Source organism: Halovenus halobia, assembly GCF_051414135.1.
Taxonomy (GTDB): Archaea; Halobacteriota; Halobacteria; order Halobacteriales; family Haloarculaceae; genus Halovenus; species Halovenus halobia.
The window spans coordinates 1020058-1046255 of the sequence record NZ_JBLKOA010000001.1 but is presented as its reverse complement, the minus strand read 5'-3'; the positions used below and the strand labels follow the sequence as shown (position 1 = coordinate 1046255).

Here is a 26198-nt window from a genome sequence, read left to right as displayed (position 1 = left end):
CGGGGCGTTCGGAGAGTCACTGAAACTGTCCCGACTGTTAAGACGCCCGGCTCCTATATCCGTGTATGCGCATTCTCGTCACCGGTGCGACTGGCTTTGTTGGTGGACTTCTCGTCGAAAAGTTGGTCGAGACTGGTCACGAGGTCCGGGCGCTGGTCCGCGACCCGGGCCGGTACGACGCACCCGACGGTGTCGAGGTATACCAGGGTGACGTACTCGATCGGGGGAGTTTCGAGGACGCCCTCGACGGCGTCGACGCCACCTACTATCTCATCCACTCGATGTACGCTGGCGAGGATTTCGAGGAACAGGACCGAATTGCTGCGCGGAACTTCACCCGGGCGGCGAGCGAGGCAAACGTCGACCGAATCATCTATCTCGGCGGCCTCGGCGAAACCAGCGACCAGCTTTCGGCACACCTGCGCTCGCGCCGAGAAGTCGAATACATTCTCGGCGACGGCACGCCCGAACTGACAACCCTGCGAGCGTCGATTATCGTCGGGGCGGGCAGCGTGAGTTTCCAGATTGTCACGCAACTCGTCAAGCGCTTGCCGGTGATGGTCGCACCGCGGTGGGTCCGGACGCAGTGTCAGCCAATTGCCGTCGACGACGCGCTTGCGTATCTCGTCGGCGTCGTCGAGGCGCCGGAGACGGCCGGCAAGACCTACGAAATTGGCGGGCCAGACGTGTTGACCTACGGGGAGATGCTCCGCCAGACTGCGCTGGCGATGGACCGACGGCCGCCGCCAATCGTGCCGGTCCCGGTGCTCACCCCGAAGCTCTCGTCGTACTGGGTGGGGCTGGTCAGCGACGTGGATTGGCGGGTCGCCCAACCGCTGATTAACGGGCTCAAAAACCCGACAATCGTCACCGACGACAGCATCCGCGAGTACGTCAGCCCGGAGCTGATGCCGTTCAGAGAGGCAGTCACGCTGGCGCTCGCGGAGGAATCATGAGCAACTCGCCGTACAGTGAGTCCTGGGTGTACGAGGGTATCGTCGGCGCGCTGCCGGGTATCGCGGTCAGCCCACGGGTGGCGCTGGCGATGCAGTTTCTGCTGTTCGAGAGCGCAGTCCTCGTCGTTGGGTTTGTCTACGACCTGCCGGAGGCGGCCCTCGCTGGAACCGTCGCAGTGGTCGTCGCCACCGCCGGCAGCGCGGAGTTGATCCGCATCGGCGCCAGAGTTCGAGAGATTCCCGTTCCCGAGCCATACAGACGCCTGCTCTTTGGCTCGAACATCGAGGTAGTGCTGTCGGTGCTTGCCTACATCGCGCTGATTACCCACCTCTTCGTCTTCGACCCCAGACAGGCGGAGGTTCCGCTGCTCGACGCGCTGTTCGGGCCGGAGCCACCAGTGGTCGCCGTCTATCTCATGCTGTTGATCCTCTGGGATGTCTGTTACCGGATCGGTGCGGGCTGGTGGGCGAGTGTCGCGGCGCTGTGGCGCACGCTACGCTACGAGTTCGACCCCAAAAGTCGGCGGAGTCTCCGCCGCATCGACGGCGAAGTTGCACTCTTTGGACTCGCGCAGTGTGCCTTCCTTCCGTTCCTTGTCGGCCAGCCAGTGCTCTTTGTCGTCGTTGCGGGACACGTGCTCGCAGTCGTCCTAGTGAATGGACTCTCAGTGCTGTTGTTGTCACGGTAGCTCAGACAGTCGAGGAGGCGGCTTGCTCAGCCACCAGACTCTCAGCGCGCTCGAATCGAAGTGAAACAGTCGGGCCGCCGGTGCTATCGAACGAAAGGTCACCGCCAGATTTCTCGATAACCCAGTAGACCATCCAGAGGCCGAACCCGCTCTCTGCTGCCATCGACTCGTCGCTCTCACCAAGTGCCGAGACGACTGCCTCGTCGATGCCGGGACCATTATCCGTGACATAGAGACAGCCGTGGTCGCCGTCGACTTCAGCCCGGACAGTTACTAGGGGGTCAGCGGCGGTGTTGTACCGGGCCGCGTTGTCGAGTAAATTCTCGATTGCCTGCTCGATCTGTGGGACGGCAATGACCTCGATTGGGTCGAGATTACCCTCGAAGGTAACTTCCGGATACCGCTCGCGGGCGTCGGCCAACAGCGGTTCAACGACCGCAGCGAGGTCATAGCGGCCAGTGTCTTGCACGTCGACGAGTCGTTCGACTGTGCGGGCTTTCTGGCTCCAATCGATGAGGCGGTCAGTCTTCTCGATGAGTTCCTCGTAGGGCTCAGGTGGGTTGTCGTCGTCAACGAGAAGTGCGGCGTTCGTCCGGACGACGTTGAGTTCGTTACGCAGGTTGTGCCGAAGAACGCGGCTCTGGAGGTCTTTGAGGAGTTCGAGTTCGGACTCACGTTGGCGGAGTTCGCGTTGGCGCTGGCGCTGGTCGGTCACGTCTCGACAGACCAGCACAGTCGCCAGTGCCGCCTCCCTGTGAGCGCCAACTTCCGAGCAGGTGACGCTGTACTGCCGAGCCCCGTCGTTGGTCTCCACCACGAGTTCAGTCTGACCGTCGGCGTCCAACTCCGCGAGTGCGTCATCGCCAAATAGCTCCGTCCCCGGCGTGCCGACGAGTCCATCGCTGCCGAATTGGGTAGTTGCGGTGTCGTTACCCATCACGATTCGCTGGTTCTCGTCGAGGACAACGACTGGGTCGTCCATCACGTCGATGACGCGCTGGCGGGCAATAGGGATCGTATCGAGCAAGCGCAGTCTGAACGTCCCGGTCATCAACAGCAGAGCGCTCACGCCGAAACTCACCGGCGTCATATCGAATGGCAGGAAGCCACTCTGGTAGAGGATACTCACCGAGAACGGAACCGCGACGGCGACAAACAGGGCGAGACTCTGGAGGCGATATCGCGACGGCGAGCGAATCATGACGCTGCCGAGTAACGCTACGCCAGCGGCGGCGACGCCGTACGAGTAGAGCACGTGGAGCAGAAATCCTGGCGTCGGCAGGATTTCATATCCCAACGGCGTCGCCGCTGGGACAGTCGAAAACACCGCAGTCCGAAGCGGCGAGGCAGTGATGCCCAGAACAAGCAGTGGTTTGACCAGCAACAGCGCGACCGTCTGGACGGAGACGAGATGGTCTCGTCCAGTATAGCTCAGCCCGAGCAGTAACATCCCGATGACAGTCAGTTCGATACCGAGTACCCGAACCAGCAGTCCACCCCCAACCATCGGATTTCCGTTTGTTTCGAGAACGACGACGTGCAGCGTATCGGCAAACACCCAGCAGGCAACGCCGACGAACATCACTGCGAGCGGAACCGCACCGCGCTTGTCGTCGTTACGGAGACAGTACGCCAGAAAGAACAGCGAAAGTCCAAGTGTCACAACCAGTGTCGCGCCGGTTATGACATGCGCTGTCATTGTCAGTCAATATGGAATGGGCGTATTAATACTTGTGCTGGACGCCGTGGGAGTCTCGCGGGGTTTATTGGCTGTCCCCCCGTCGTCGCTGGTATGAGCGAGGCTGACAGCGCCGCGGCCGGGCGAGAGGAAATCTGGCTCGAACAGTACCGGCCAGAGCGGTTCTCCGACATCGTCGGACAGGAGTCGATTGTCGAACGACTGGAGAGTTACGTCGCACGCGATGACATCCCGAATATGCTGTTTGCGGGGCCGGCAGGCGTGGGGAAATGTGTAACCGGGGAGACGCCCGTGTTGACGAGCAATGGGCTGAGAAAGATCGAGAACGTCGTCGGCAATCACGACGGGTTCGAGCGGCACGACGGGGACACACAGGTTCTCTCGTATACCGAGGAGGGACAGTTCGAGTATCGAGCGCCCTCGCACCGATTCGCGAAGCAAGCCGACCAGTTGCTCCGCGTTCGGACGCGAGACGGAAACGAGTTCACCGTGACACCGGAGCACAAGTTGCTCGTTCTCACTCACAACGGATTAGAATGGAAACCGGCGTCGTCAGTCGATACGCACGACCGGGTCGTCCGCCCGCTTGAATCGCCACTCCCCGAGACTGACTGCTCGCTCGATTGGGCGACAGAGATGGACGAAGCGCGTATCTTCGTCCATGTGACCGAAGAATTCAGTCAGCAGCACGACATCCCGTTCGAGGAGAACCTCGTCGGACTAAAAAAGCAGGCAGTACGCGGTCTCCGGAACGGAAAATCTGTGCGAGAGATCGCTACGGAGGCGGGAATCAAGCGAAGTACTGTCGCAGCCGCAAAGCGAGAATTCGACAGTACGGACCTCGACGTGCCCAGTACGACCTGTTCGCTCGGATTTTGTCGTCAACTTGGCATTTCGGACGCAGAACTGTCTGAGCATGTGACGAAGATTCAGTACGTGTCGGCGAACAACCAGCGCTCGGAGGCGATCACACCGCCATCGGCGGTAACGCCAGAACTCGCTCGATTCGTCGGACTGGCAATCTCCGAAGCAGGGATCGACGGTGGGACAATCAAATTCTACAATACTGACGAGGAACTTCTCGACGACTTCAAATCGCTAAGCGAGCGACTCTTCGATATTACTCCACAGACGGGAACACAGCAAGGTGTCCCGTATGTCGAACTGAATAGTCGGACGTTAACAGAGTATCTCGGCGCTTGCTTCGACGTGTTTCCGCTCTCCGACGATGACGGAATTGGCTCCGCCCTGCTCCGTGCTGACGAACAGAGTCGACGCGCCTTCCTCCGGGCGGTATTCGACGCCGAAGGACACGTGACAGAACACGGAATCGTTGAGCTCACACAGAAGGACGGTGACCTGATCACACTGCTGTCGTATTTGCTTGCTGGCTTTGGCGTCCCGTCACGGCGAAAACAGGTACAGAAGCAAGCCAGCAACGGCAGCGACATCTCCCGGACGTACCATTCACTGTACATCTCCAGCGCAGCGCATCTCGCCCGCTTCCAGTCCGAGGTCGGATTCGGAATCGAACAGAAATCACGGCGGCTCGCCGAAAACGCGGAGCGTGACGGCAACCCGAACGACGACACCGTACCGACACAGAAGGCAGTCACAGCCCTGTGTTCACAACTCAACCTGACCAAACGAGAGTTCGTCCCCGAGACGCTCAACCCAGAATCGCCGGGACGAGAGCGATACCAGCAGTGTCTCTCAGAATTGGTTGACGACGCGAACGCACGGCTGGAGGCGGTACAGGAGGCACGGGAGCGACTCACACAACTGGAGTCTGCGATCACCTCGCTTACCGCTGTCCCGGTCGAGTGGGAACGGAGCCGTGAGAAGTTGAAACCACTCGCAACGCGTCGGGAAGTTGCAACTGTCACCGACGCTCGTGAGGACTACTTGCTCGAAAACGCCCGCGGCGACCGGGTTCCGTACGCCAACCGAGCCCGAACTATCCTGACGAAACTGAACGAGGACGAACGCAGTGTTTCGGTCGAACAGGTTCAGCGTGAACTCGACGCCATCATCGAAACGCTGGATATCAGCTACGCTTCACTAGCAGCAGGGACGGATTTGCGTTCTTCGGATATCGGGAACCTACTCGGCCAAGACGACCACGAAATCAGAGCCCTCTGTCGATTCGGGACGGTCGTAGAGAAACTTGACGGCGTCCTCTCGGAAATGGCTTCGACCGAGACTCTCGAGTACATGCAGACACTACAGCGAGTCGCCGACGCCGACATCTATCTTGACGAAGTCGAAGGCGTCGAGCAGGTTGACGACCGACAACGCGTGTACGATTTAACTGTGCCGGGCGTCCACAACTACGTCGCTGGCGCTGTGCCGACGGTGATGCACAACACGACCTCCGCAGTGACCATCGCCAAGGAACTGTACGGCGAGGGCTGGGAGGAGCATTTCCTCGAACTGAACGCCTCAGACGAGCGCGGTATCGACGTGGTCCGGGACCGCATCAAGAGTTTCGCCAGAACCTCCTTCGGCGGCGTCAACTATCGGATAATCTTCCTCGACGAGGCCGACGCCCTCACGAGTGACGCACAGTCGGCACTTCGCCGGACGATGGAGCAGTTCTCGAACAACGTCCGATTCATTCTCTCCTGTAACTACTCCAGCCAGATTATCGACCCAATCCAGTCGCGGTGTACCGTCTTCCGGTTCTCGCCGCTATCGGACGAGGCTGTCGAGACACAGATTCGCAGTATCGCCGACGACCAAGGCATCGAACTGACCGAAGACGGCGTCGAAGCGCTGGTCTACGTTGCGGGTGGTGACATGCGCGCGGGAATCAACGGGCTGCAGGCCGCCGCAGTCACCGGCGGCGTCGTCGATGAGGAGGCAGTCTTCGAGATTACGAGTACAGCTCGCCCCGAGGATATCGAGGAGATGGTGACACTTGCGCTGGACGGCGACTTCACCGCCTCGCGGAGCCACCTCGACAGACTGCTGACCGAGGAAGGAATCGCCGGTGGCGACATCATCGACCAACTGCACCGCTCCGTCTGGGAGTTTGGCCTGGGCGACGAGGCGGCGGTGCGGGTCCTCGACAGAATTGGCGAGGCGGATTATCGAATCACCGAGGGTGCGAACGAGCGTATCCAACTCGAAGCACTGCTGGCCGCGCTGGCACTGGAGGAGTAAGATGGACGACGAGGAGTACATCCACGAAGCGATCGACCTCGCCCGCGAAGCCGTCGAAAACGGCAACACGCCGTTCGGGTCGCTGCTCGTGCTTGACGGCGAAGTAATCCAGCGCTCCCGAAACACGACGCTGACTGAGGACGACATCACTGCCCATCCCGAACTGAAACTTGCCCGGTGGGCCGCGCGGGAACTCGACGCTGAGGAGTGTGCTGAGACGACGATGTACACGAGCACCGAGCCCTGTGAAATGTGCGCGACAGCAATTCAGTACGCGGGGCTCGGACGAGTCGTATTCAGTGTCTCGACAGGCGCGCTCGCGGACCTGCGTGGCTCCGAGACGGCCGGCTACACCTGTCGAGAACTAATCGAGGCGAAGGACGGGACAACAGAAGTCGAGGGGCCGGTCGCGGAGGCGGCAGGGCTGGCAGTGCACGAGAATTGACAGTAGCACGCGCGTGTTCGGAACTGTTTTACCCGAACGCTCGCCACATACTCCCAACAGATGAGCGACCTCGACGACGAATACGAGCTCGCGTATTTCGAGGAAGAAGGCTTTCACCGGCTGGAATGCTCGGAATGCGGCGCGCACTTCTGGACCCGCGACGGGACACGGGACACCTGCGGCGAACCCCCGTGTGACACCTACGGGTTCATCGACGACCCCGGCTTCGCCGAGGAGTACACGCTGGCGGAGATGCGGGAAGCATATCTCTCCTTTTTCGAGGAGCACGGCCACACCCGAATCGACCCCTACCCGGTCGCGGCGAACCGCTGGCGTGACGACGTGCTGCTGACGCAGGCGTCGATTTACGACTTTCAGCCACTGGTCACTTCGGGAGAGACACCACCGCCAGCCAACCCGCTGACCATCAGCCAGCCCTGTATCCGGATGCAGGATATCGACAACGTGGGCAAGACCGGCCGTCACACCATGGCCTTCGAGATGATGGCGCACCACGCCTTCAACGCCCGCGAGGACGTTGAAGGAGAATATGCCTACGAGGGAGAGGTCTACTGGAAAGACAAAACCGTCGAGTACTGCGACACCCTGCTCGACGAACTGGGCGCGGATATCGAGGAGGTAACCTACATCGAGGACCCGTGGGTCGGCGGCGGCAACGCTGGTCCGGCCATCGAGGTCATCTACAAGGGATTGGAACTGGCGACGCTCGTGTTCATGTCCATGGAGCAAGACGAGGACGGCGAGTACCTGCTCAAGGACGGCAACCGCTACTCGAAGATGGACACCTACGTCGTCGACACGGGCTACGGACTCGAACGCTGGACGTGGATGAGCCAGGGGACGCCGACAGTCTACGAGGCCATCTACCCCGAGATGATCGACTTCTTGCGCGAGAACGCGGGCGTCGAATACAGCGAGGACGAGGAGGAACTCGTCCAGGCTGCGGCGCGACTCTCCGGGAATCTCGACATCGACGATGTCGACGACGTGGAGGCCGCTCGCGGCGATATTGCCGACGAACTCGGCGTAGATGTCGACGAACTTCGCGAACTGGTCGAACCACTCGAACAGATTTACGCCATCGCCGACCACTGCCGCACGCTTGCCTACATGCTCGGCGACGGCATCGTCCCCTCCAACGTCGGGACTGGGTATCTCGTCCGGATGGTGCTGCGCCGCACCAAACGACTGGTGGACACTGTCGGTGTGGACGCGCCGCTTGACGAACTCGTCGACATGCAAGCCGACCGCCTGAACTACGAAAACCGCGATACGATTCGTGACGTCGTCCGGACAGAGGTCGAGAAGTACCGCGAGACACTCGAACGCGGGACCCGCCGTGTCGAGCAACTCGCCGAGGAGTACGCCCGCGAGGGTGAGCCGATTCCGACCGACGAGCTGGTCGAACTGTACGATTCTCACGGCATCCAGCCCGACACTGTCGAAGAGATTGCCGAGGAGTACGAGGCCGGCGTCGACGTACCGGACGACTTCTACTCGGTGGTTGCGCGACGTCACGGCCAAGAGAGCGACGAGGACGACGAGAGCGAGGACCTCGCGCCGGACGACTTTGAGGACCTGCCAGGCACCGACCGCCTCTATTACGAAGACCAGAACCGCATGGAGTTCGAGGCTGTCGTCCTCGATGTCTCCGAACGCGAGGACGGTTACGACGTTGTCCTCGACCAGACGATGTTCTACCCCGAGGGTGGTGGCCAGCCGGCAGACCACGGGACGCTATCGACCGACGACGTGACCGCCGACGTGACCGACGTCCAGCAGGTCGGTGATGTCATCGTCCATCACGCCGACGAGGACCCGGGCAAAGGCGAGTTCGTCCGCGGACAGGTCGACTCACGCCGTCGCCGCCAGCACATGCGCCACCACACCGCGACACATCTGGTCAGCCACGCCGCCCGCCAGATTCTCGGCGACCACATCCGGCAGGCCGGTGCACAGAAAAGCACCGACAGCGCCCGAATCGACCTGAAGCACTACGATTCTGTGAGCCGCGAACAGGTCGAAGAAATCGAGCGCCTCGCAAACGAGTACGTGATGCAGAACGTCTCGGTCGAACAGGAGTGGGTCGACCGCAACGAGGCCGAGGCAGAGTACGGCTTCGACATCTATCAAGGTGGTGTCCCCGAGGGCAAACAGATCCGACTGATCCACGCCGAAGAAGACACGCAAGCCTGCGGTGGAACGCACGTCTCCCGGACCGGCGATATCGGGTCGATCAAGATGCTCGGAACCGAGCGGATTCAGGACGGCGTGATTCGGTTCACCTACGCCGCGGGTGACGCCGCAGTCGAGGCAACACAGCGGACCGAAAACGCGCTGCTCGAAGCCGCAGAGATACTGGACGTGACGCCACAGGACGTTCCAGAAACTGCCAAGCGCTTCTTCGACGAGTGGAAAGCGCGGGGCAAGCGCGTCGACGAACTCAAAGAGGAACTCGCCGCGGCCCGCGCCGGTGGCTCCGGCGACGGCGAAGAGGTCGAAATTGACGGCACGACGGCTGTCATCCAGCGACTCGACGCCGACATGGACGAGCTTCGCGCAACGGCGAACGCGCTGGTCGAAGATGGGAACATTGCGGTTGTCGGCTCCGGTGCCGAGGGTGCACAGTTCGTCGTCGCGGTGCCAGACGGCGTCGCGGTAGACGCCGGTGACGTGGTCGGCGAACTCGCAAGCCGTGTCGGTGGCGGTGGCGGCGGCCCGCCGGATTTCGCACAGGGTGGCGGCCCCGACAGTGAGGCACTGGAGGCGGCGCTGGGAGACGCCCCAGATATTCTCAAGCAGGTTCGCAACGCCTAGAGAAGCGACCCGAGTCCGAGCGCGAGTCCGTACGCACCGATCAGCAGACAGGCAACCGAGAGCAACGGCCACCCGAGGTGGCTCTTGACGATTCGCCACGCGGTATCGCGCTCGGAGCCGTCAGAAATCACGATCGGCGTGTTCTCGTCCCGAGTCAACAGTGCGTCAACCAGATTGCTCCCCCACTCGCCGGCCGGCGCGCGGCCGACTGCTCCGTAGACGTGGACCGACTCGTCGATATCGAGGCGGCGCTCGATGAACTTCTGGCGGTTGCCGAGATTCAGTTCGGTGATGCCCAAATCCAGCGTGCTGTCCTGATACTCGACATCCTCGGTGTCCCGGATATACTGGGCGATGCGCTCGGGCGGTTCGTCGCCCGGCGAGAGTTCCAGTGTCTCTGGCGAGAGGTGGAGTTCGGCCTCGGTGCTGTCAACCTGCACCCGACCAGTGTCGTCCTCGACGAGGAAGGGGACGCTGTTGCTGCCCTCGTCCAGCGTCTTCCAGTGGCTGTGTTGCCCGCTGCTCTGGTACTCCTGGACCTCGTACTCGTAGGCGAGACAGACCGTGCCGGTGAACAGCGCTTCGACGCCCTTCTCGTCGCCGCGGGCGGTGCCCTCAACTTCGGCCGGTCCGTCGTGATAGACCAACTCCTGGACTGCGACCGGGTCGTTCCTGAAAATCGCCAGCGCGGGGCCGAACTCCCGTTTCGTCTTGACGGCCGCCCCGAGACCGACCAGCAGTAACAGGGTACCGCCAGCGAGCGCGATTCCCGACCCAGAGAAAGCGAACTCGGACATAGCTGAACGGAGACAACCAAGTCCCGTAAATGGTGCCGGTCAGTCTCCGGTCGGGAAACGAGCGAGCAACAGGTTCTTTCCAGTGGCGGGAGAGGTAGGGATATGCAACGCCGAGAGGTGCTACTGGTCGACGCATTTGCCGACGAACCGACCGGCGGGCGGCCGGTGGCGGTCGACCCCAGCGGGGAGTTGTCCGAAACACAACACCACCGAGTTGCGAGTGAACTCGGAACCAGCGGTGTCGTCTCTGTCGACGGCGACACTATCTCCTACACAGACTGCGATGGCTCGCAGGCGGTGGTCTCGGGAGCGACCGCCGGGCTGGCTGGACTCTACAACCGCGGCGCACTCGAACCCGGCATGTACGAACTCGCTGCCGGAGAGAGTGAGTCTATCGAGGTCAACCTCGACAAACACGGGACAGTGACCGTCCACCTGCCGACGGCACCGCCCGAACCCCCAGCTGTCGACGTCGACTGGATTGCAGACGCCATCGGCGTCGACGCAGCGACACTCGAAGATGTGGGTGCCGACCTGCCGGCCGCGCGAGTCGATTCCTTCGGCGGCACGCTACTTGTCGCGGTCAACTTCCTCGAACACGTTTCGGGGGCGAGCCCAGACCGCGGGACAGTCGCGCACCTGCTCGACGCCGCCGACTGCCGACGCCTCGTTGCCTTCACCTTCGATACGCTTGTCGCGGAAACCGAGGTGCACGCGAGAGTGTTCGACCCCGAGGCCCGGGACTGTGAGCGCCCGGCGAGTGGCGTCGGCGTCGCGGCGTGTACAGCACATCTCACCGAGCACGCAGTCTTCGACGGTGAGCGCGACGAGATCGGCGTTGAATCTGGCGCGTTTATCGAGCGGCCATCGACGGTGCGGGCGACAGTGGAGCCAGAGCCAAGCGTCGGTGGAACGGCGCTGACGACACTCGACGGCGAACTTGCGGTCCCTGAGGACGACGACGACGACATTATTGAGGTCTGAGTGTGCTTGTATCCGCAAGCTGGCCGGGAGGAATGTAAGTAGATGTGGACGACTCGGTAGCGGTTCAGAAGCTTCATTACGTTTGTCGGTGATGCTACGACCACGTACATGGCTGTACTCTGGCTGGACGACATCCGGGGAGATGACCTGGAAACCGTCGGCGGGAAAGCGGCTTCGCTCGGGGAGATGACCTCCGCGGGCCTGCCAGTCCCGCCTGCATTCGTCGTGACGGCGGATACGTACCGCTCGTTTATCGAGGCAACCGGTATCGAAGACGAGCTATTCGAACTCGTCGACATCGAGACCGAAGATTCGGCGGCACTCGCGGAGGCCGCCGACGCCGCACAGGAACTCATCCGCGAAACGCCCATGCCGGAGGAGCTCCACGAGGAGATTCTCGGAGCGTACGGTGAGCTCGGTGACGACGTGCCCGTCGCGGTCCGCTCCTCAGCGACGGCTGAGGACCTCCCAGACGCATCGTTCGCCGGCCAGCAGGAAACGTTCCTCAACGTCACCGGCGAAGAGTTAGTCGACAAGGTCCGAGAGTGCTGGGCCTCGCTGTTCACCCAGCGCGCGCTCTACTACCGGCAGGAGCAGGGCTTCGCGGAGGAAGTCGTCGACATCGCGGTCGTTGTCCAGCAGATGGTCGACGCCGACAAAAGCGGCGTTATGTTCACCAGCCACCCCTCGACCGGCGCACCAGTCGTCACCATCGAAGCTGCCTGGGGACTCGGTGAAGCCGTCGTCTCCGGAGCGGTCACGCCAGACAACTACGTCGTCGACCGCAACACTGGCGACGTACAGGACAAGACTGTCGCAGAAAAGAAGGTGATGCACGTCCGCGACGAGGAGAGTGGCGAGACGGTCGAGCGAGAAGTGCCTGCCGACAAACAGAGCGAGCAAGTCCTCTCCGACGCCGAACTAGAGGAACTGCGCGAGACCGGGGAGATGATCGAGGAGTACTACGGCACCCCGCAGGATGTCGAGTGGGCGATTTACGACGACGAACTCTATCTCCTCCAGTCTCGACCGATTACGACCATCAGCGAGGAGGCAGCCGAGAGTGGCGTCGCGGACGGCGGCGCAGCGGCCGTCCAGTCAGACGACGAGGAAATTCCAGTCTCGGGGCTTGGTGCAACGCCGGGCCGGGCCTCCGGCGAGGCGAAGATTATCTACGACCTCGACCAGCTGGACAAAATCGGTGAGGGCGACATCATCGTCGCCGAAATGACGACGCCCGATATGGTGCCGGCGATGAAACGCGCCGCGGGAATCGTCACTGACGAGGGTGGAACGACTTCCCACGCTGCCATCGTCTCGCGAGAACTGGGCGTCCCGGCAGTCGTCGGTGCCGAAACCGCGACCCAACAGCTCGAAGATGGGCAGTATATCACCATCGACGGCGAGAAAGGCAGCGTCGAGGCCGGTGCCGACGAGACCGCTGACCACGACGCCGTCGAGGAGGTCAGACCCGACACGCCGGTCACGCCGATGACCGCGACCCGTGTCAAGGTCAACGTCTCGATTCCAAACGCTGCCGAGCGAGCAGCCGCGACCGGCGCTGACGGCGTTGGACTGCTCCGCATCGAGCACATGATTCTCTCGCTGGGCAAGACGCCCGAGCGGTACATCGAAGAGAACGGCAAGGAGGCCTACATCGACCAGATTGTCGACGGTGTTCGGTCCGTCGCCGACGAGTTCTATCCTCGACCAGTTCGAGCGCGGACACTCGACGCGCCGACCGACGAGTTCCGCCAACTCGAAGGTGGGGAGGACGAACCCGAAGAGCACAATCCAATGTTAGGATATCGGGGCATCCGTCGCAGCCTCGACCGACCGGAAGTCTTCAAGTACGAGCTCGAAGCCTTCCGGAAGCTGTACGAAATGGGCTACGACAACGTCGAGATCATGCTCCCGCTGGTCAACGACAGCGAGGACGTGCTCCAGGCCAAACAGTTGATGGAAGAGGCTGGCATCGATACCGAGAAACGCTCGTGGGGTGTGATGGTCGAGACGCCCGCGGCCGCCCTCGGTATCGAGGAGATGGCCGAGACGGGCATCGATTTCGCCAGCTTCGGAACGAACGACCTCACCCAGTACACGCTGGCCGTCGACCGGAACAACGAGAACGTCGCCGACCGCTACGACGCGATGCACCCCTCGATTCTCGAACTCATCGGCCAGACTATCGAAACCTGCCGTGAGCACGATATCGAGACGAGCATCTGCGGCCAGGCCGGCTCTGAAAACGAGATGGTTCGGTTCCTCGTCAACGAGGGCGTCACCTCGATTAGCGCCAACATCGACGCAGTTCGTGATGTCCAACACGAGGTCAAGCGCGTCGAACAGCGGCTGCTGCTGGATTCGGTTCGATAGACAACCGAGTTGCTGTTGAGGCCGGGCGAGTGTCTCGATATCGGCGAACGAATTATTTTCCCGGCTGTCGAACGGTCAACTGTGCCTCCAGAATCTGGGACAGACCGAGGGAATCCACCAGAAAAGCGGGTATCTCATCCGCAGCGAGCGCTCCAAAAGGCCACGGACAAGAAGCGGGCAAATCTCATCGCGGATATCGTCGGCCATCCTGCGGGTGCACCGACAGTCGAGGAACTGGCGTACATGAATCCCAGCCTGAGCGAAGACTCCATCCGGCGTCACCTCGCGACACTGGTCGAAGTCGGGGTCGTCGAGGTCCACTCACTGCCGGAAGGGAAGCGACTTCGAGAGTTTCCCTACAAGTTCTACGCGCTGACAGAGGACGCTCGGACGCTGTTCGACCGGAACAACCTCTTTCCCGAGGGGGCGTGGCAGCGACAGTACGCCGCGGTGGAGAAGACAGCCCGCATCAGAGAGGTCCAGGAGATGCCGCGCCCGGACGCAATCGAGTGACCGTTACTCGTACTCGTAAAATCCCTTCCCGGTCTTTTTCCCGAGTTCGCCAGCCTCAACTTTCCGTTTGAGCAGGTAGGCTGGCTTGTACCGGTCACCCAGTTCTTCGTGCAGCGTCTTGCTGGCGTTGAGAACGATATCCAGTCCGATGTGGTCGGCCAGTTCCAGCGGCCCCATCGGGACGTTCGTCCCGAGTTTCAGCCCCGTGTCCATGTCGTCTTTGGTCGCGACGCCCTCGTCGTAGGCGCGGATTCCCTCGTTGATCCAGGGCATCAACACGCGGTTAACGACGAATCCGGGCTTGTCCTCTGATTCCCACGTCGTCTTGTCCAGGTCTTCAGCGAAGTCGTGAGCCAGTTCGACAACCTCGCTGTCTGTTTTCTCGCCGACGACGACTTCGACGCCCTCCATGATCGGGACAGGATTCATGAAGTGCAAGCCGACGACCAACTCGGGGCGGTCAGTTGCCGCGGCGATGCTCGTAATCGAGAGCGTGCTGGTGTTCGTCGCGAGCACGACATCGTCGTCGATAATCGTGTCGAGTTCCTCGAATACTTCCTTTTTGACAGCCATCTCTTCGAGAACCGCCTCGACAACGAGGTCGGCCTGAGCGAGGTCCGAAAGGTCGGTCGTGCCCGTGATTCGCTGGAGTGTCTGTTCGGCAGTCGACTCCTCAATCGCGTCGCGGGAGACGAGTCTGTCGAGGCTGTACTCGATGTTTTCGATGCCGTTGTCGACGTACTCCTGTTCGATGTCGCGCATCACGACGTCGTAGCCCGCCATCGCCGCGGCCTGTGCGATGCCGTTGCCCATGTTACCCGCGCCGACGACGCCGACGGTGTCGATAGCTGTAAGTTCGCGCATACCTCCGAGTGAGACTGCGAGCGGCGTAAGTGTGTGGGACGGAGGCAAACAAACGGGTCAGAGATTCGTTGAGTAAAGCATTTACGCCGACTGTACGCACCAACAAATACAATGCAACCTATCGATGATTCACCGCTGACGCGGGACGGCAAGATACTCATCCTGGCGTACGACCACGGACTCGAACACGGGCCGGTCGACTTCGAGGCGGTTCCCGAGAGCGCGGACCCCGAACACGTCTTCGAGGTCGCAACACACCCGGCAGTGACCAGCCTCGCAGTCCAGAAAGGTATCGGCGAGGGCTACTATCCCGACTACGCCGACGACGTGACGCTGCTCGCCAAAATCAACGGCACGTCGGATCTGTGGATGGGCGAACCAGACTCGGCAGTCAACTGGTCGGTTGAGTACGCCGACGAGGTCGGCGCAGACTCGATTGGCTTCACGCTGTACGGCGGTTCGAACCACGAAATCGAGATGGTCGAGGAGTTCCGCGACGCCCACGAGGCCGCCCGAGCACACGACATGCCAGTCGTCGCCTGGGCCTACCCGCGCGGCCAGGGCGTCAAAAACGACAAGAAATCTGGCGTCATTTCCTACGCCGCTCGACAGGCGATGGAACTCGGCGCTGACGTTGCCAAGGTGAAATATCCGGGCAGTCCCGAAGCGATGGAAGAAGTTGTGGAGATGGCCGGCCGGACGAAAGTTGTCATGTCGGGTGGCTCGAAGACCAGCGACCGAGAGTTCCTCGAAACGGTCAAGGGTGCAATGGACGCTGGCGCGGCCGGACTCGCGGTCGGTCGCAACGTCTTCCAGCGTGAGAACCCCGAAGCGATTCTCGACGGCCTCGAAGAGATTATCTTCGAGGAGAGTTCTGTCGAGACCGCACTCGCCGCGACCGAGTCGTAGCGATGACTGACACCATCGACGCAATCTTCGACGCTGTCGCCGAGACAGCAGCGGAAGTACGAGGGGTGCTCGGCGAGCGTCGTTCCTACGCGGAGGGTCACAACCCGACCGGCGACCGACAGCTCGCGGCCGATGTCTACGCCGACGAACTGCTCGAACAGCGCCTGCTCGATATTCCTGCCGTTGGCTCGTACGCGAGCGAAGAACGCGACGCCGTGGCCGAGGACAGTGGTTCGTACCACGTCGCCTCCGACCCCCTCGACGGCTCCTCCAATCTCAAATCAAACAACGGAATGGGAACGATCATCGGTGTCTACGACGAGCCCCTCCCTGCCGCCGGCGAGGCGCTGCAGGCAGCAGCGTACGTCCTCTACGGGCCGACGACGACGATGGTCACTGCTGTCGATGAAACCGTTACCGAGTATCTGCTTGAAGACGACGAGCGCTCAGTCCTTCAGGAAGACATAACCGTTCCCGCGGACCCGACGGTCTATGGCTTCGGCGGTCGAGCGCCGGACTGGCCCGACGATTTCAGTACCTTCGTGAAAGAAATCGAAGAAAGGCGACTGAAGCTCCGCTACAGCGGCGCAATGGTCGGTGACGTAAACCAGATACTCACGTACGGCGGACTCTTCGGCTACCCGATGCTTGCCGACCAGCCAGAAGGGAAACTCCGCCTCCTCTTCGAGGGCCACCCAATCGCCGCTATCGTCTCGGCGGCCGGCGGCGCTTCGACAGACGGCACACAGTCGTTACTCACGAAGGAAGCAACCGAGTTGCACGAACGGACGCCGGTGTTCGTCGGCAACGAGTCACTGATTGACGACCTCGAATCGGCTCTGGACGGTCAGTAGCCGAGATAGATAGCCATCGCCTTGAGGACGAGATAGACGGCCGCGATTGGCAGCAGGACAAACAGTGCGACCGTTCTGAGCAGTCCAAGCGGGAGGAAGCCAAGCGGGAGGTTAGGGAGGAATCCGAAAAGCCCCCCGCCGCCCGACACGTCGAGTTGAGTTCCTGCCTCGGTGCCGTTGACGCTCACAGTGTACGTGCCTGCCTGCTGCGGTTTGTAGGTGAAGGTGTACGGAATTGTCACTCCCGCTGTGGTCTGCTGTGAGAGAATATTCTCTGCTGTCGCGGTGGTGACTACCTCGCCGTCGAATTCGAGCGCGACAGAGACATTGACCACCTCGGGACCGGTGTTTACCAGCGTTGCCGTCACTTCGACCGTCTCGCCGACTGCGGCCGACGGCGAGCCGAGCTCTACACTCTCGATGCTCACGTTCTCCGAGTCGACTGAGACTGTCGTCGGTGATTGCTCAGTCGGGACTCCATCGTTGCCGGAGTTGCTGTTGTCGCCGTTCTCGGAGCTTTCGGGTGCCGTAACAGTCAGTGTCTGCGCTGTGTCGACGCCGTTGACCGCGACAGTGTACTCGCCGGCGTCTGAGACGGTTACCTCGAAGGTGACGACAACGGGAAATTCGGGGTCAACTGACGGCTCCCGTGTCGCAACTGACTCGCCGTCAAGCGTCAACGTCGCCGGAATTGTTGCCCGCTCGGCCCCAGTATTTTCGACGATAGCGGTGACGCGCACCGTCTCGCCAGTTTGCACAGCAGAGTTTTCGAGCGTTACGTCAGTCACCGAGCCCTGCCCAGATTGGGCGGAAACAGCGGCGTCTGGCGAGATTGCTGGGCCGGCACCGCTAGCTGCCAGTGCAACACAGGTCAGCGCCAGCAGGACAGCGAATCCTCGCACGCGCAATCGGGAGGCCATTCGCGGCGACGTACGAGACAGGAGAACATAAATCCAACCGCCGTGGCGCACATTAGGTGTCGCGCTTCAGCGACAGCGCCGTCCGTTCCAGTGAGCAGACCAGTTCGTCGTCCTGGTTGAACGCCTCGACGAGCATCGTCACGACGCCGCGCTCGCCGTCGCTCGTTTCGCGCTTGTCCAGTACTTCTGTCTCGGCACGGATGGTGTCGCCGTGGGTTACTGGGGTTGGATGTTCGACGTTGTCGTAGCTCAGGTTCGCGACAATCGTGCCGTCTGTCGTGTCGGCAATCGTCAACCCGACGGCAAGCGACATGGTGTACAGTCCGTTGACGATGCGCTCGCCGAACTGCGTCTCGGCGGCGAACTCGCTGTCGAGATGCAACGGCTGCTGGTTCATCGTCATATCGCAGAACTGCTGGTTGTCCGCCTCGCTGACCGTCCGCCGCTTGTCGTGTTCGATTCGCTGACCGACCTCGAATTCCTCGTAGTACAGACCGGGCATACCGGTTTGTCAGCAGCCAGCCGAAAATACTTATCCCTCACCGAAGCCCTCTTCTTCGCTGATTTTTCGCTCCTCCAGGACGACTTCACGGCTGCCGTCCGACGATTGCCAGACAACCTCGGCGAACCACATACTCATGACCTTCCGGTCGATGAGAATCGAATCCCCTTCTGAGACAGGTGTCTGGTCGTCGTATCCCGGATAGTCACTCCAGAGGTAGATGTTTTCTCCGCTGATGCGTGGATTTCTGACAAAGAGATTGCCCGCGTCGATTGTGTCACCGCCGGCGTGAGTTACTCTGAGTGTGTTTGGGTGCTGGATAAACCGGAACGAGGCGTCTGGCAGCCCATCGTCCTGAGACTGCTCCGTGGAGGAGTCGGTGTCGCTCCCGCGGGCGAACAGTCCCGTGAGTCCCAGCGCACCCAGTCCGAGGACACCCACGGCAGCGCGACGGCTCAGCTGTCCACCACCGCCAGCCCCCGTCGATTGAGACTCCTCTGTCGGTGGCGACGCTGACTCGGCGACCGGCGGGCCAGCCAGCGGTGTCGTCGGGCCGAACAGCAGTGCGCGTTTGAACTCGTAACAGTTCGCGTACGTCGAAGGGCTTGTGAGGGCAGTTTCGAGCACGTCCCACAGTTGCGGTGGGTCACCCGCGCCGGGCCAGACGAGGTTACCGTCGGGGACCGCCTCGCCAGTCAGCAGTTCGTACCCAGCCGCAGCAACGCGTTCCACACCGCTTGGTCCGCCAGTGTCACCCAGCGGCCAGCAAACGGCTGCGCGGCCCGTCTCCGGAGAGAACCGAAACTGCGCGCGGGTCGGCGGGGTCCAGCCGGCGGATTCAATCTGCCAGACGCCCTCCGCGAGGTCGATGAGAAGAGCGCGGACGGTTGCCGGCGGGCGGCTGTCTGTGGGCAACGGTGCCCACGGGTCAACCGCAAACCACGGCCGCGGGCTGTCGCCGTGAGCGAGCACCGATATGACCCCAGCAGAGTGCTCGGCCGCGAGCCACGCCGACCGCACCTGCTCGAAGGTAGTCTGCTGTGTCTCCGTCGCCCCCGACTCAGTAGTGAGGACCGCAACCTTACGGTCAGCGTCAGGGAGTCGTGCCAAAAACTGGGATATCCACGGCACGTCGCCCGTGAGTGGGTCCCACTCCTCGGGCGCAGGCTGGCCATCGCGTAGCTCTGTTGTCGCGACGAACCGGTCTGGGGAGTCGGCCATTAGCCGGTCTTGGGCCTGCAGACTCTTATCTCTCCTGTCGGACGGTTTTTTGTGGAGTGCGAGCGAAGCGGACGTATGGCTCGCAGAAGCGTTCTGTTCTCGCCGGGCGACCAGACGGACCTCCTGCAGAAAGCGCCAAACAGCGGCGCGGACGTCGTGGTGTTCGACCTCGAAGACGCTGTCGCGCCAGCGGCGAAGGCACAGGCCCGTGAGACAGTGCGGTCGGTGCTCGGCTCAATCGACGCCGACTGCGAAGTGTGTGTCCGGATCAACCCACTCGACAACGGCGGAGTGGCTGACCTCGACGCACTCGTGGGCGCGGACAGCGTCGACAGCGTCATGCTCCCAAAGGTGTCCGGTCCGGGAGACGTTGGACGACTTCGAGACGCGCTCGCCGACGAGGGTATCGAGCTGCCAATTCTCGCCTTACTCGAAACGGCAGCGGGTGTGCTCGACGCAGCGGCAATCGCCGAGCAACCCCGTGTCGACGCCCTGCTGTTCGGGGCCGAGGACCTCTCGGCCGACATCGGCGCGACTCGGACCGATGATGGCGACGAGATCAGCTACGCGCGCCAGCGGGTCGTTCTCGCAGCCAGCGCGGCCGGCATCGACGCCATCGATACACTCGTGACTGACTACGAGCGCGATGCGTATCTCCGCTCGGAGACAGAGCGCGCCCTCCAGTTTGGGTTCGACGGCAAGATGGCAATCCATCCAGCGCAGATATCGGTCATCAACGAGAGCTTCACACCCAGTGAGGACCGAATCGAGTGGGCACGTCGTGTGCTGAGCGCAAGCGAAGCGGCCGAAGCGGCGGGCCGAGGTGTTGTTGCCGTCGATGGCGAAATGATCGACGCGCCACTCATCGAGCAGGCTGAGCAGGTACTCGAACGCGCTGGGGCCGCCGGACTTGTCATCGAAGAGTGAACAACGGTGTCGTCAACCATTTGTGCCTCCTAACTGATTGAACGGTAATGAGCAACGAGGCGAACCCATTCGAGAGCCTGCAACAGCAGATCCACCAGGCAGCGACTGAACTCGATGTAGACGATGACGTAATCAACCGGCTGAGCAACCCCGAGCGTGTGCTGGAACTGAACCTCTCGGTCGAACTCGATGACGGCACTATCGACGTTGTCGAGGCGTATCGCGCGCAGTTCAACGGTGACCGTGGCCCCTATAAAGGCGGTATCCGATACCACCCCGGCGTCACCCGCGCAGAGGTCAAGGCGCTGTCGGGCTGGATGGTCTACAAGTGTGCGGCCGTCAACGTCCCCTACGGCGGCGGAAAAGGCGGAATCAAAATCGACCCAGCAGAGTACTCCGAGTCTGAACTGGAGCGACTTACCAGAGCCTATGCCAAGGAACTCAGACCGCTCGTCGGCGAGAGTCGCGATATCCCAGCGCCGGATGTCAACACCGGCCAGCGGGAGATGAACTGGTTCAAAGACACCTACGAGACACTGGAAGGGAGAACCGAACCGGGCGTCGTTACCGGGAAGGCCATCGAGAGTGGCGGGAGCAGAGGGCGAGTCGAAGCGACGGGGCGGTCGGTGATGCTGGTCGTCCGCGAAGCCTTCGAGGAGTTTGACTGGGATATCGAAGACGCGACAGTTGCGGTCCAGGGCTTCGGCAACGCAGGCTCAATCGCGGCCCGGTTGCTCGACGAACTTGGCGCAAACGTTGTTGCTGCCACGGACTCACGGAGCGGGGTCTACAGCGAAGACGGTCTCGACGTTGCGGCAGCGAAAGCGCACAAGTCCAAGACCGGGGCGCTGTCAGGATTCGACGGAGCAACAGAAGAGATCAGCAGTGAAGAACTGTTGACGATGGACGTCGACGTGTTGATTCCAGCCGCACTGGAAAATGCCATTGACGGCGATGTCGCCGAGGAAGTCAGTGCAGACCTGATTGCGGAAGCAGCGAACGGTCCGCTGACGCCCGAGGCCGACAAGGTGCTGGCCGAGCGCGATATCTACGTAATTCCAGACATTCTTGCCAACGCCGGCGGAGTGATAGTCTCGTACTTCGAGTGGGTCCAGAACCGCCAGCGGTTCTCCTGGACCGAACAGCGCGTCAACGACGAACTCGAACGGTACATCACCGAGGCATTCGATGCGATGATCGAGGCATACGAACAGCAGGAGGTGGCAACGTTGCGGATTGCGATGTACACCGTTGCACTCAAGCGGGTCATGCGGGCAGCCGAAGAAGGCGGCATCTGGCCCTGAGTCGAACGGGTTTTCTCTCCTGCGGTCGAAAACGTGGTATGGCGACTTACGAGCGATCGGTCCGCGTGGATGCTCCTTTCGACGAAGTCTGGGACTTTCACTCGACAGAGTCTGGCCTCGTTGACCTGACACCTGAGTGGATGAATCTCGAAATTGAGTCTGTCCGTGGGCCGGACGGCGAGGCTGACCCCGACGTACTCGAAACGGGTGCGGAAATCGAGTCCTCAGTCCGGCCGCTTGGTGTCGGACCTCGGCAGGGCTGGACCTCGGTCATCACCGCCCGAGAAGAGGACGACGGCTCGGCGTACTTTACCGACGTGATGGAAGACGGCCCCTTTACCGAGTGGGAACACACGCACATGTTTTTCGCCGACGGCGACGGCACAATCGTCCGCGACCGCGTCGTCTACGAGTTCCCCTTCGGCGCACTCGGGCGCGCAGTTGGCCCGTTCGGAAAAGTCGGCTTCGAGCCCTTCTTCCGGTACCGACACCGCCGGACGAAAGAACTGCTCGAGGACTGAACTACCCCGACTCAGCCCATCCGTCGCGGAGCGCGCGCACGCTGCGTGCGAATGCCCAGACACAGGCGACTGTGAGGACAGACCCAGCGAGTGCAGTGGGCGACGGCGAGGAAACGAGTGCCAGCGTCCAGAGTAAGCCAAACGCTGCAATGGACCCGAGGGCGGCCAAGATCACACCCCACAGCACCAGATACCGAGCCAGCGTGCCCACCCGCGAGCCACGGGACAGTGCCGACACTCCGTAGAGACGGAGTTGGGCAACCTCGTAGGAGATCCGCATCCAGAGCCACGCCACAAGCACGACGGCAGCGATGAAAAGCGGTGCTGCGAGCGGCCCGGACCCGACCGTGACATCAACGACGTCGAGCGCGAAGAACACGGCGTTGAGGACGACCGTCACCACCGCGTACGTCACTGGTGCTCCGATAAGGATGGCCGAGCCGATGAACACCGCCGCCGCGACCGGTGTCGATACGTTTGTCTGTGACACGAGGTATTCTTTCCGTCAACACTAATTAAATCTATCGTCAAAACAGAAATCACAATCACGAAGACCGCTGCCGTGTCGACGACGGGCCGCCTTCGTGAGACACACAAGCTACAAATCAGGCGAGCATCTTCGTTCGTGTATGCCCAGAGACGGATATCAACAGCGCCTCGACAAACTCTCCGAGGACGTCCTCTACATGAGCGAACTCGTCATCGAGCGCCTGCAGATGGGCCTCGACGCCCTGCAGGAGAAAGACGACGACCTCGCGTGGGAAGTCATCGATGGTGACCACGAAATCAACGAGATGTATCTCGAACTCGAACAGGAATGTATCGACCTGATTGCGCTCCAGCAACCCGTGGCCGGTGACCTCCGGTTTATTGCGGCCTCGTTCAAGATCATCACCGACCTCGAACGCATCGCCGACCTCGCGACGAATCTCGGCGACTACTCACTCGACGCAAAGAAAGACACCTTCCCTGAAGTCGATATTCAGGCAATTGGCTCGAAGACAATCGAGATGATTGGGGAGTCGATGGACGCCTACGCCAACGAGGACCCCGAGGCCTGCTTCAGGATTGCCGACCGCGACGACGAAATCGATGACCTCTGTGAGAACGCCTCGGAACTGGTGGTCCGAGAACTGATCGAACAGCAGGATATCGACGACGAAGAACAGATTCAGGGGACGATGCAGGATGTCTACCGGCTGTTGTTGACCATCCGTGACCTCGAACGGGTCGGCGACCACGCCGTCAACATCGCCGCGCGGACGCTGTACATGGTCGAATCTGACGACGCACTGCTGTACTGACGACGCTGGCACAGTGTCTCGGTCCAGAGGTTTTGATCGAGAATTTTGGCGACAGGTCACCATTCCGGACGCCAGTCTAAGTTCGGTTCCAAAATGTAATTCAGTAGAGCGCCCAGACTGGAACATTGTTGACTTCCTCCCACGGCTGAACAGTAGTTGCTGAAGTGGGAGAGAAGCAATTGTCGTCGCGTTCGTTGTCTCGATATGGTCGAGACAGCCGAGGCGAAACAGGTGAGTCGTGCCGCCTCATCAATGCTGTTCCCGGAGCTTGATTTTGGTGTTGCGGACAACGGTACTTATCCGAGCGAGGACTTCCAGCAAGTCCTCGCTCGGATTTCCTTCGACAACGAGTTTGCTAACGCTGGCGCAAAAGCATACCAACTCGCTCGTGGTAACGACGTAGACGTTGGCGCCGAATCACGGAATCCGCTGGCGAGAGCGCTGTTGTACCATCTTCGTGGGCTGGATGCGGACGCGGTCGACGACCAGTTCGACCGCGTCCGCGATGCTGTTCTCACTGAGGCAGCTCGCAACCGGCTGTTCACACGGCCCGTCGACGTCGCAATCGACGTTCACGACTGGCTGTACTACGGCGACAGCGACACACCGCACGTTTCCCGGACTGATCCCGACCGAGGAACTGACTGTGCCTACAAGTTCGCCACCATCTGTATTGTCGATCCAAGCGTCCGATTCACGCTTGGCTGGGTCGCGCTGGACGGTGAGAAGACTGACGAGTTGGCGGAGGCAATCCGCCAACTCGTCTCACAAGCGCGGGAGTACGTCGAAATCAATCGTGTCTACCTCGACCGTGGCTTCTACCGCGTCCATCTGGCGTTAACGCTCGAAGACCTAGACGTTGAGTTTGTCATGCGTGCGCCACAAACACGGAAGGTACAGCGATTCATCGCTGACCACGACGAAGACACATTCGTCGCAGAGTACGAGATGGCACGGTCGAACCCACCGACGGGCCGGACGACAGTCCGGCTCGTCGTGGTGCCACATCGCTCCCGTGAGGACGATCACTTCTGCCTAGTCACCAACCGCGACGTCACCAGTGACTTCGCTCAGCCGCTTGCAGAAGCCTACCGCCGCCGCTGGGGAATCGAAACATCCTACCGAAAGGTCGCGGAGTTTCTCCCGAAAACGTCTTCACCGACGTTCTCTGTCCGGTTGTTCTACTTTTTGTTTGCAGTGGCCCTCTACAATCTGTGGGTGTTGACGAACCTGCTTCTCACACCAGACCGGGCGGTCGGGAGCACGCCTGTCCTCCCGACCACCCTGTTCCGACAGTTTCTCGGTCCCATTCCGGACGGATAGCGTGTCACTCGGCGGCTGACTCGGGCTGGCATGCCCGAGTCAGGACGCCGCTGGCTACTGGCGAGACTGCCAGAACAATCCTCGTCGAAGGTTCTTGGCCGGCAGATACTAACCTTGTTCTCCACGCTGTATCGTCAATCCAAATTAGTGCCGACAGCCGGATTCTCCGTCAGCAGTTCTCCCGGTCGAATCAGCAACTACTGTAGAGCCGTGGATTTTCTCCTGCGATTTCTATAATCGGCACTACATTCAAAGCCCCTCATATAGTAAGGGGAGCCAGAGCTAATGTCCCTGGAACGGTTTCTGTCGGCCATAGACGGCCCAGCCCGGAAACTCGTGGTCGCTAACAGGACGAAACCTGAACCGTTCCAGCGGATGGTCGAGACGCTCTTCGCCAAGCAGTCGGTCGGCGTTGATGAAACGACTATCGACGAGTATCCAGAGAACACCGTACTGTTGCTCGAAGACGGTGAGGTGGTCGCTGAATCGCCGCTAGATGCGCTTCACGACGCAATTCTGATGGTCAACTCGGACCTCTACAAGACCGGGACACGGTCGCTCGAAGAGACGACAGTCCCGGCAGTCATCGACAAGTTGACCGACGTGCGGTTTTCCCTTCGGGGCTATCCAGAGTCGGGCAGTGAGAAACTGCTGTTGATTCTCATCTCTCGGGAAATCGAGCGCCGCGCCTACGAGGCCGGTGCCGGAACGCTGCGCTCGTCGTTTCAGCAACTCTCTCGAATCAAAGATGAACGCGGCACGCGTCGCGCCTACCGCAAAGTGTCGAATACCGACGTAGATGTCCACGTCTACGGGGAGCCAGACTGGCGGCCAACGGCCGAACTGGACGTGACGATGCACGGCGGCAGTAAGCTTGACTTCGAGGACTCGTGGTTCGTCATCTACCAGCCACCGGCGGACCGCCCCGCAGCAGACGCCGCGGGATTACTTGCGATAGAGAAGGGACCGGCCGAGTGGGAGGGATTCTGGACCTACGACGAGCGCGTTATCGACGACCTGACCGCGTATATCCAGGCCAATCTCTGAAGTCGACAGCTTTTAGCGACGAGCACTCCCTGAGAGTGGT

Annotated in this window: 23 protein-coding genes; 16 read left to right on the top strand and 7 right to left on the bottom strand. The window is 61.2% G+C overall.

All coding sequences use genetic code 11. From position 1 onward, the window contains the following. Positions 1-65 precede the first annotated feature (65 nt). A complete protein-coding gene (locus ACMGFM_RS05605; RefSeq protein WP_436901458.1) occupies positions 66-956 on the top strand; it encodes an NAD(P)H-binding protein in 891 nt (296 codons plus the stop codon). Continuing rightward, positions 953-1645 (top strand): DUF7530 family protein, encoded by a 693-nt coding sequence (locus ACMGFM_RS05600; protein WP_436901457.1) that lies wholly within the window; start codon positions 953-955, stop codon positions 1643-1645. The genes ACMGFM_RS05605 and ACMGFM_RS05600 overlap by 4 nt, the downstream gene beginning before the upstream one ends. 1 nt (position 1646) lies before the next feature. On the opposite strand, the gene ACMGFM_RS05595 is transcribed toward ACMGFM_RS05600, so the two are convergent. Further along, entirely contained in the window at positions 1647-3344 is a 1698-nt protein-coding gene (locus ACMGFM_RS05595) for a sensor histidine kinase (protein ID WP_436901456.1), read from the bottom strand. 93 nt (positions 3345-3437) lie between these two features. On the opposite strand from ACMGFM_RS05595, the gene ACMGFM_RS05590 reads away from it, so the two are divergent. Genes ACMGFM_RS05590 through alaS form a run of 3 tightly spaced genes read left to right on the top strand, consistent with a single transcriptional unit; the run spans position 3438 to position 9792 of the window. Then, the gene (locus tag ACMGFM_RS05590; protein WP_436901455.1) at positions 3438-6509 is read left to right on the top strand and encodes a replication factor C small subunit; all 3072 of its coding nucleotides are present in this window, start codon (positions 3438-3440) and stop codon (positions 6507-6509) included. Between the two features lies 1 nt (position 6510). Then, positions 6511-6954, top strand: coding sequence for a nucleoside deaminase (locus ACMGFM_RS05585; protein ID WP_436901454.1), 444 nt, complete (start codon positions 6511-6513; stop codon positions 6952-6954). A gap of 60 nt (positions 6955-7014) precedes the next feature. Continuing rightward, a complete protein-coding gene (alaS, locus tag ACMGFM_RS05580) occupies positions 7015-9792 on the top strand; it encodes an alanine--tRNA ligase (protein WP_436901453.1) in 2778 nt (925 codons plus the stop codon). Here the strand turns inward: alaS and ACMGFM_RS05575 are convergent. Further along, positions 9789-10589, bottom strand: a complete 801-nt coding sequence (locus ACMGFM_RS05575; RefSeq protein WP_436901452.1) for a GIDE domain-containing protein — start codon at positions 10587-10589, stop codon at positions 9789-9791. The two genes, alaS and ACMGFM_RS05575, sit on opposite strands and share 4 nt — an antisense overlap. A gap of 102 nt (positions 10590-10691) precedes the next feature. Between ACMGFM_RS05575 and ACMGFM_RS05570 the strand changes: the two genes are divergently transcribed. From ACMGFM_RS05570 to ACMGFM_RS05560, 3 genes are all read left to right on the top strand, one after another. Next, on the top strand, positions 10692-11573 hold the full coding sequence (locus tag ACMGFM_RS05570) for a PhzF family phenazine biosynthesis protein (RefSeq protein WP_436901451.1): 882 nt from the start codon (positions 10692-10694) through the stop codon (positions 11571-11573). Positions 11574-11681: 108 nt separating this feature from the next. Then, positions 11682-13949 (top strand): phosphoenolpyruvate synthase, encoded by a 2268-nt coding sequence (ppsA, locus tag ACMGFM_RS05565; protein WP_436901450.1) that lies wholly within the window; start codon positions 11682-11684, stop codon positions 13947-13949. Positions 13950-14030: 81 nt separating this feature from the next. Then, positions 14031-14462, top strand: coding sequence for a helix-turn-helix domain-containing protein (locus ACMGFM_RS05560; RefSeq protein ID WP_436901449.1), 432 nt, complete (start codon positions 14031-14033; stop codon positions 14460-14462). Positions 14463-14465: 3 nt separating this feature from the next. Here ACMGFM_RS05560 and ACMGFM_RS05555 read toward each other — a convergent pair whose 3' ends face one another. Then, positions 14466-15326 carry a 3-hydroxyacyl-CoA dehydrogenase family protein gene (locus ACMGFM_RS05555; protein ID WP_436901448.1) on the bottom strand — a complete coding sequence of 287 codons (861 nt, stop codon included), beginning with the start codon at positions 15324-15326 and terminating at the stop codon, positions 14466-14468. 111 nt (positions 15327-15437) lie between these two features. Here ACMGFM_RS05555 and ACMGFM_RS05550 point away from each other — a divergent pair, with 111 nt between their 5' ends. After that, the gene (locus ACMGFM_RS05550) at positions 15438-16235 is read left to right on the top strand and encodes a class I fructose-bisphosphate aldolase (protein ID WP_436901447.1); all 798 of its coding nucleotides are present in this window, start codon (positions 15438-15440) and stop codon (positions 16233-16235) included. Between the two features lie 2 nt (positions 16236-16237). After that, on the top strand, positions 16238-17089 hold the full coding sequence (locus tag ACMGFM_RS05545; protein WP_436901446.1) for a class 1 fructose-bisphosphatase: 852 nt from the start codon (positions 16238-16240) through the stop codon (positions 17087-17089). Here ACMGFM_RS05545 and ACMGFM_RS05540 read toward each other — a convergent pair. The 3 genes from ACMGFM_RS05540 to ACMGFM_RS05530 are packed head-to-tail and all read right to left on the bottom strand — an operon-like array spanning position 17083 to position 19732. Then, on the bottom strand, positions 17083-18009 hold the full coding sequence (locus ACMGFM_RS05540; RefSeq protein ID WP_436901445.1) for a COG1361 family protein: 927 nt from the start codon (positions 18007-18009) through the stop codon (positions 17083-17085). The genes ACMGFM_RS05545 and ACMGFM_RS05540 overlap by 7 nt on opposite strands. 52 nt (positions 18010-18061) lie before the next feature. Further along, complete coding sequence (locus ACMGFM_RS05535; protein WP_436901444.1) at positions 18062-18511, bottom strand: MaoC family dehydratase; 450 nt, start codon at positions 18509-18511, stop codon at positions 18062-18064. A gap of 30 nt (positions 18512-18541) precedes the next feature. Then, positions 18542-19732, bottom strand: coding sequence for a hypothetical protein (locus tag ACMGFM_RS05530; RefSeq protein WP_436901443.1), 1191 nt, complete (start codon positions 19730-19732; stop codon positions 18542-18544). 75 nt (positions 19733-19807) lie between these two features. On the opposite strand from ACMGFM_RS05530, the gene ACMGFM_RS05525 reads away from it, so the two are divergent. The 3 genes from ACMGFM_RS05525 to ACMGFM_RS05515 are packed head-to-tail and all read left to right on the top strand — an operon-like array spanning position 19808 to position 22484. After that, a complete protein-coding gene (locus ACMGFM_RS05525; protein WP_436901442.1) occupies positions 19808-20659 on the top strand; it encodes an HpcH/HpaI aldolase/citrate lyase family protein in 852 nt (283 codons plus the stop codon). 47 nt (positions 20660-20706) lie between these two features. Beyond that, the gene (locus ACMGFM_RS05520) at positions 20707-21963 is read left to right on the top strand and encodes a Glu/Leu/Phe/Val family dehydrogenase (RefSeq protein WP_436901441.1); all 1257 of its coding nucleotides are present in this window, start codon (positions 20707-20709) and stop codon (positions 21961-21963) included. Positions 21964-22001: 38 nt separating this feature from the next. Continuing rightward, positions 22002-22484: an SRPBCC family protein gene (locus ACMGFM_RS05515; protein WP_436901440.1), complete on the top strand. Its 483-nt coding sequence runs from the start codon at positions 22002-22004 to the stop codon at positions 22482-22484. Between the two features lies 1 nt (position 22485). Here ACMGFM_RS05515 and ACMGFM_RS05510 read toward each other — a convergent pair whose 3' ends face one another. Beyond that, positions 22486-22974 (bottom strand): hypothetical protein, encoded by a 489-nt coding sequence (locus tag ACMGFM_RS05510; RefSeq protein ID WP_436901439.1) that lies wholly within the window; start codon positions 22972-22974, stop codon positions 22486-22488. A gap of 139 nt (positions 22975-23113) precedes the next feature. On the opposite strand from ACMGFM_RS05510, the gene phoU reads away from it, so the two are divergent. The 3 genes from phoU (at position 23114) to ACMGFM_RS05495 (ending at position 26158) form a co-directional block, all read left to right on the top strand. Beyond that, the gene (phoU, locus tag ACMGFM_RS05505; RefSeq protein ID WP_436901438.1) at positions 23114-23788 is read left to right on the top strand and encodes a phosphate signaling complex protein PhoU; all 675 of its coding nucleotides are present in this window, start codon (positions 23114-23116) and stop codon (positions 23786-23788) included. Positions 23789-23992: 204 nt separating this feature from the next. Further along, a complete protein-coding gene (locus tag ACMGFM_RS05500; RefSeq protein ID WP_436901437.1) occupies positions 23993-25111 on the top strand; it encodes a transposase in 1119 nt (372 codons plus the stop codon). 285 nt (positions 25112-25396) lie between these two features. Beyond that, positions 25397-26158, top strand: a complete 762-nt coding sequence (locus tag ACMGFM_RS05495; RefSeq protein WP_436901436.1) for a DICT sensory domain-containing protein — start codon at positions 25397-25399, stop codon at positions 26156-26158. Positions 26159-26198: the final 40 nt, after the last annotated feature.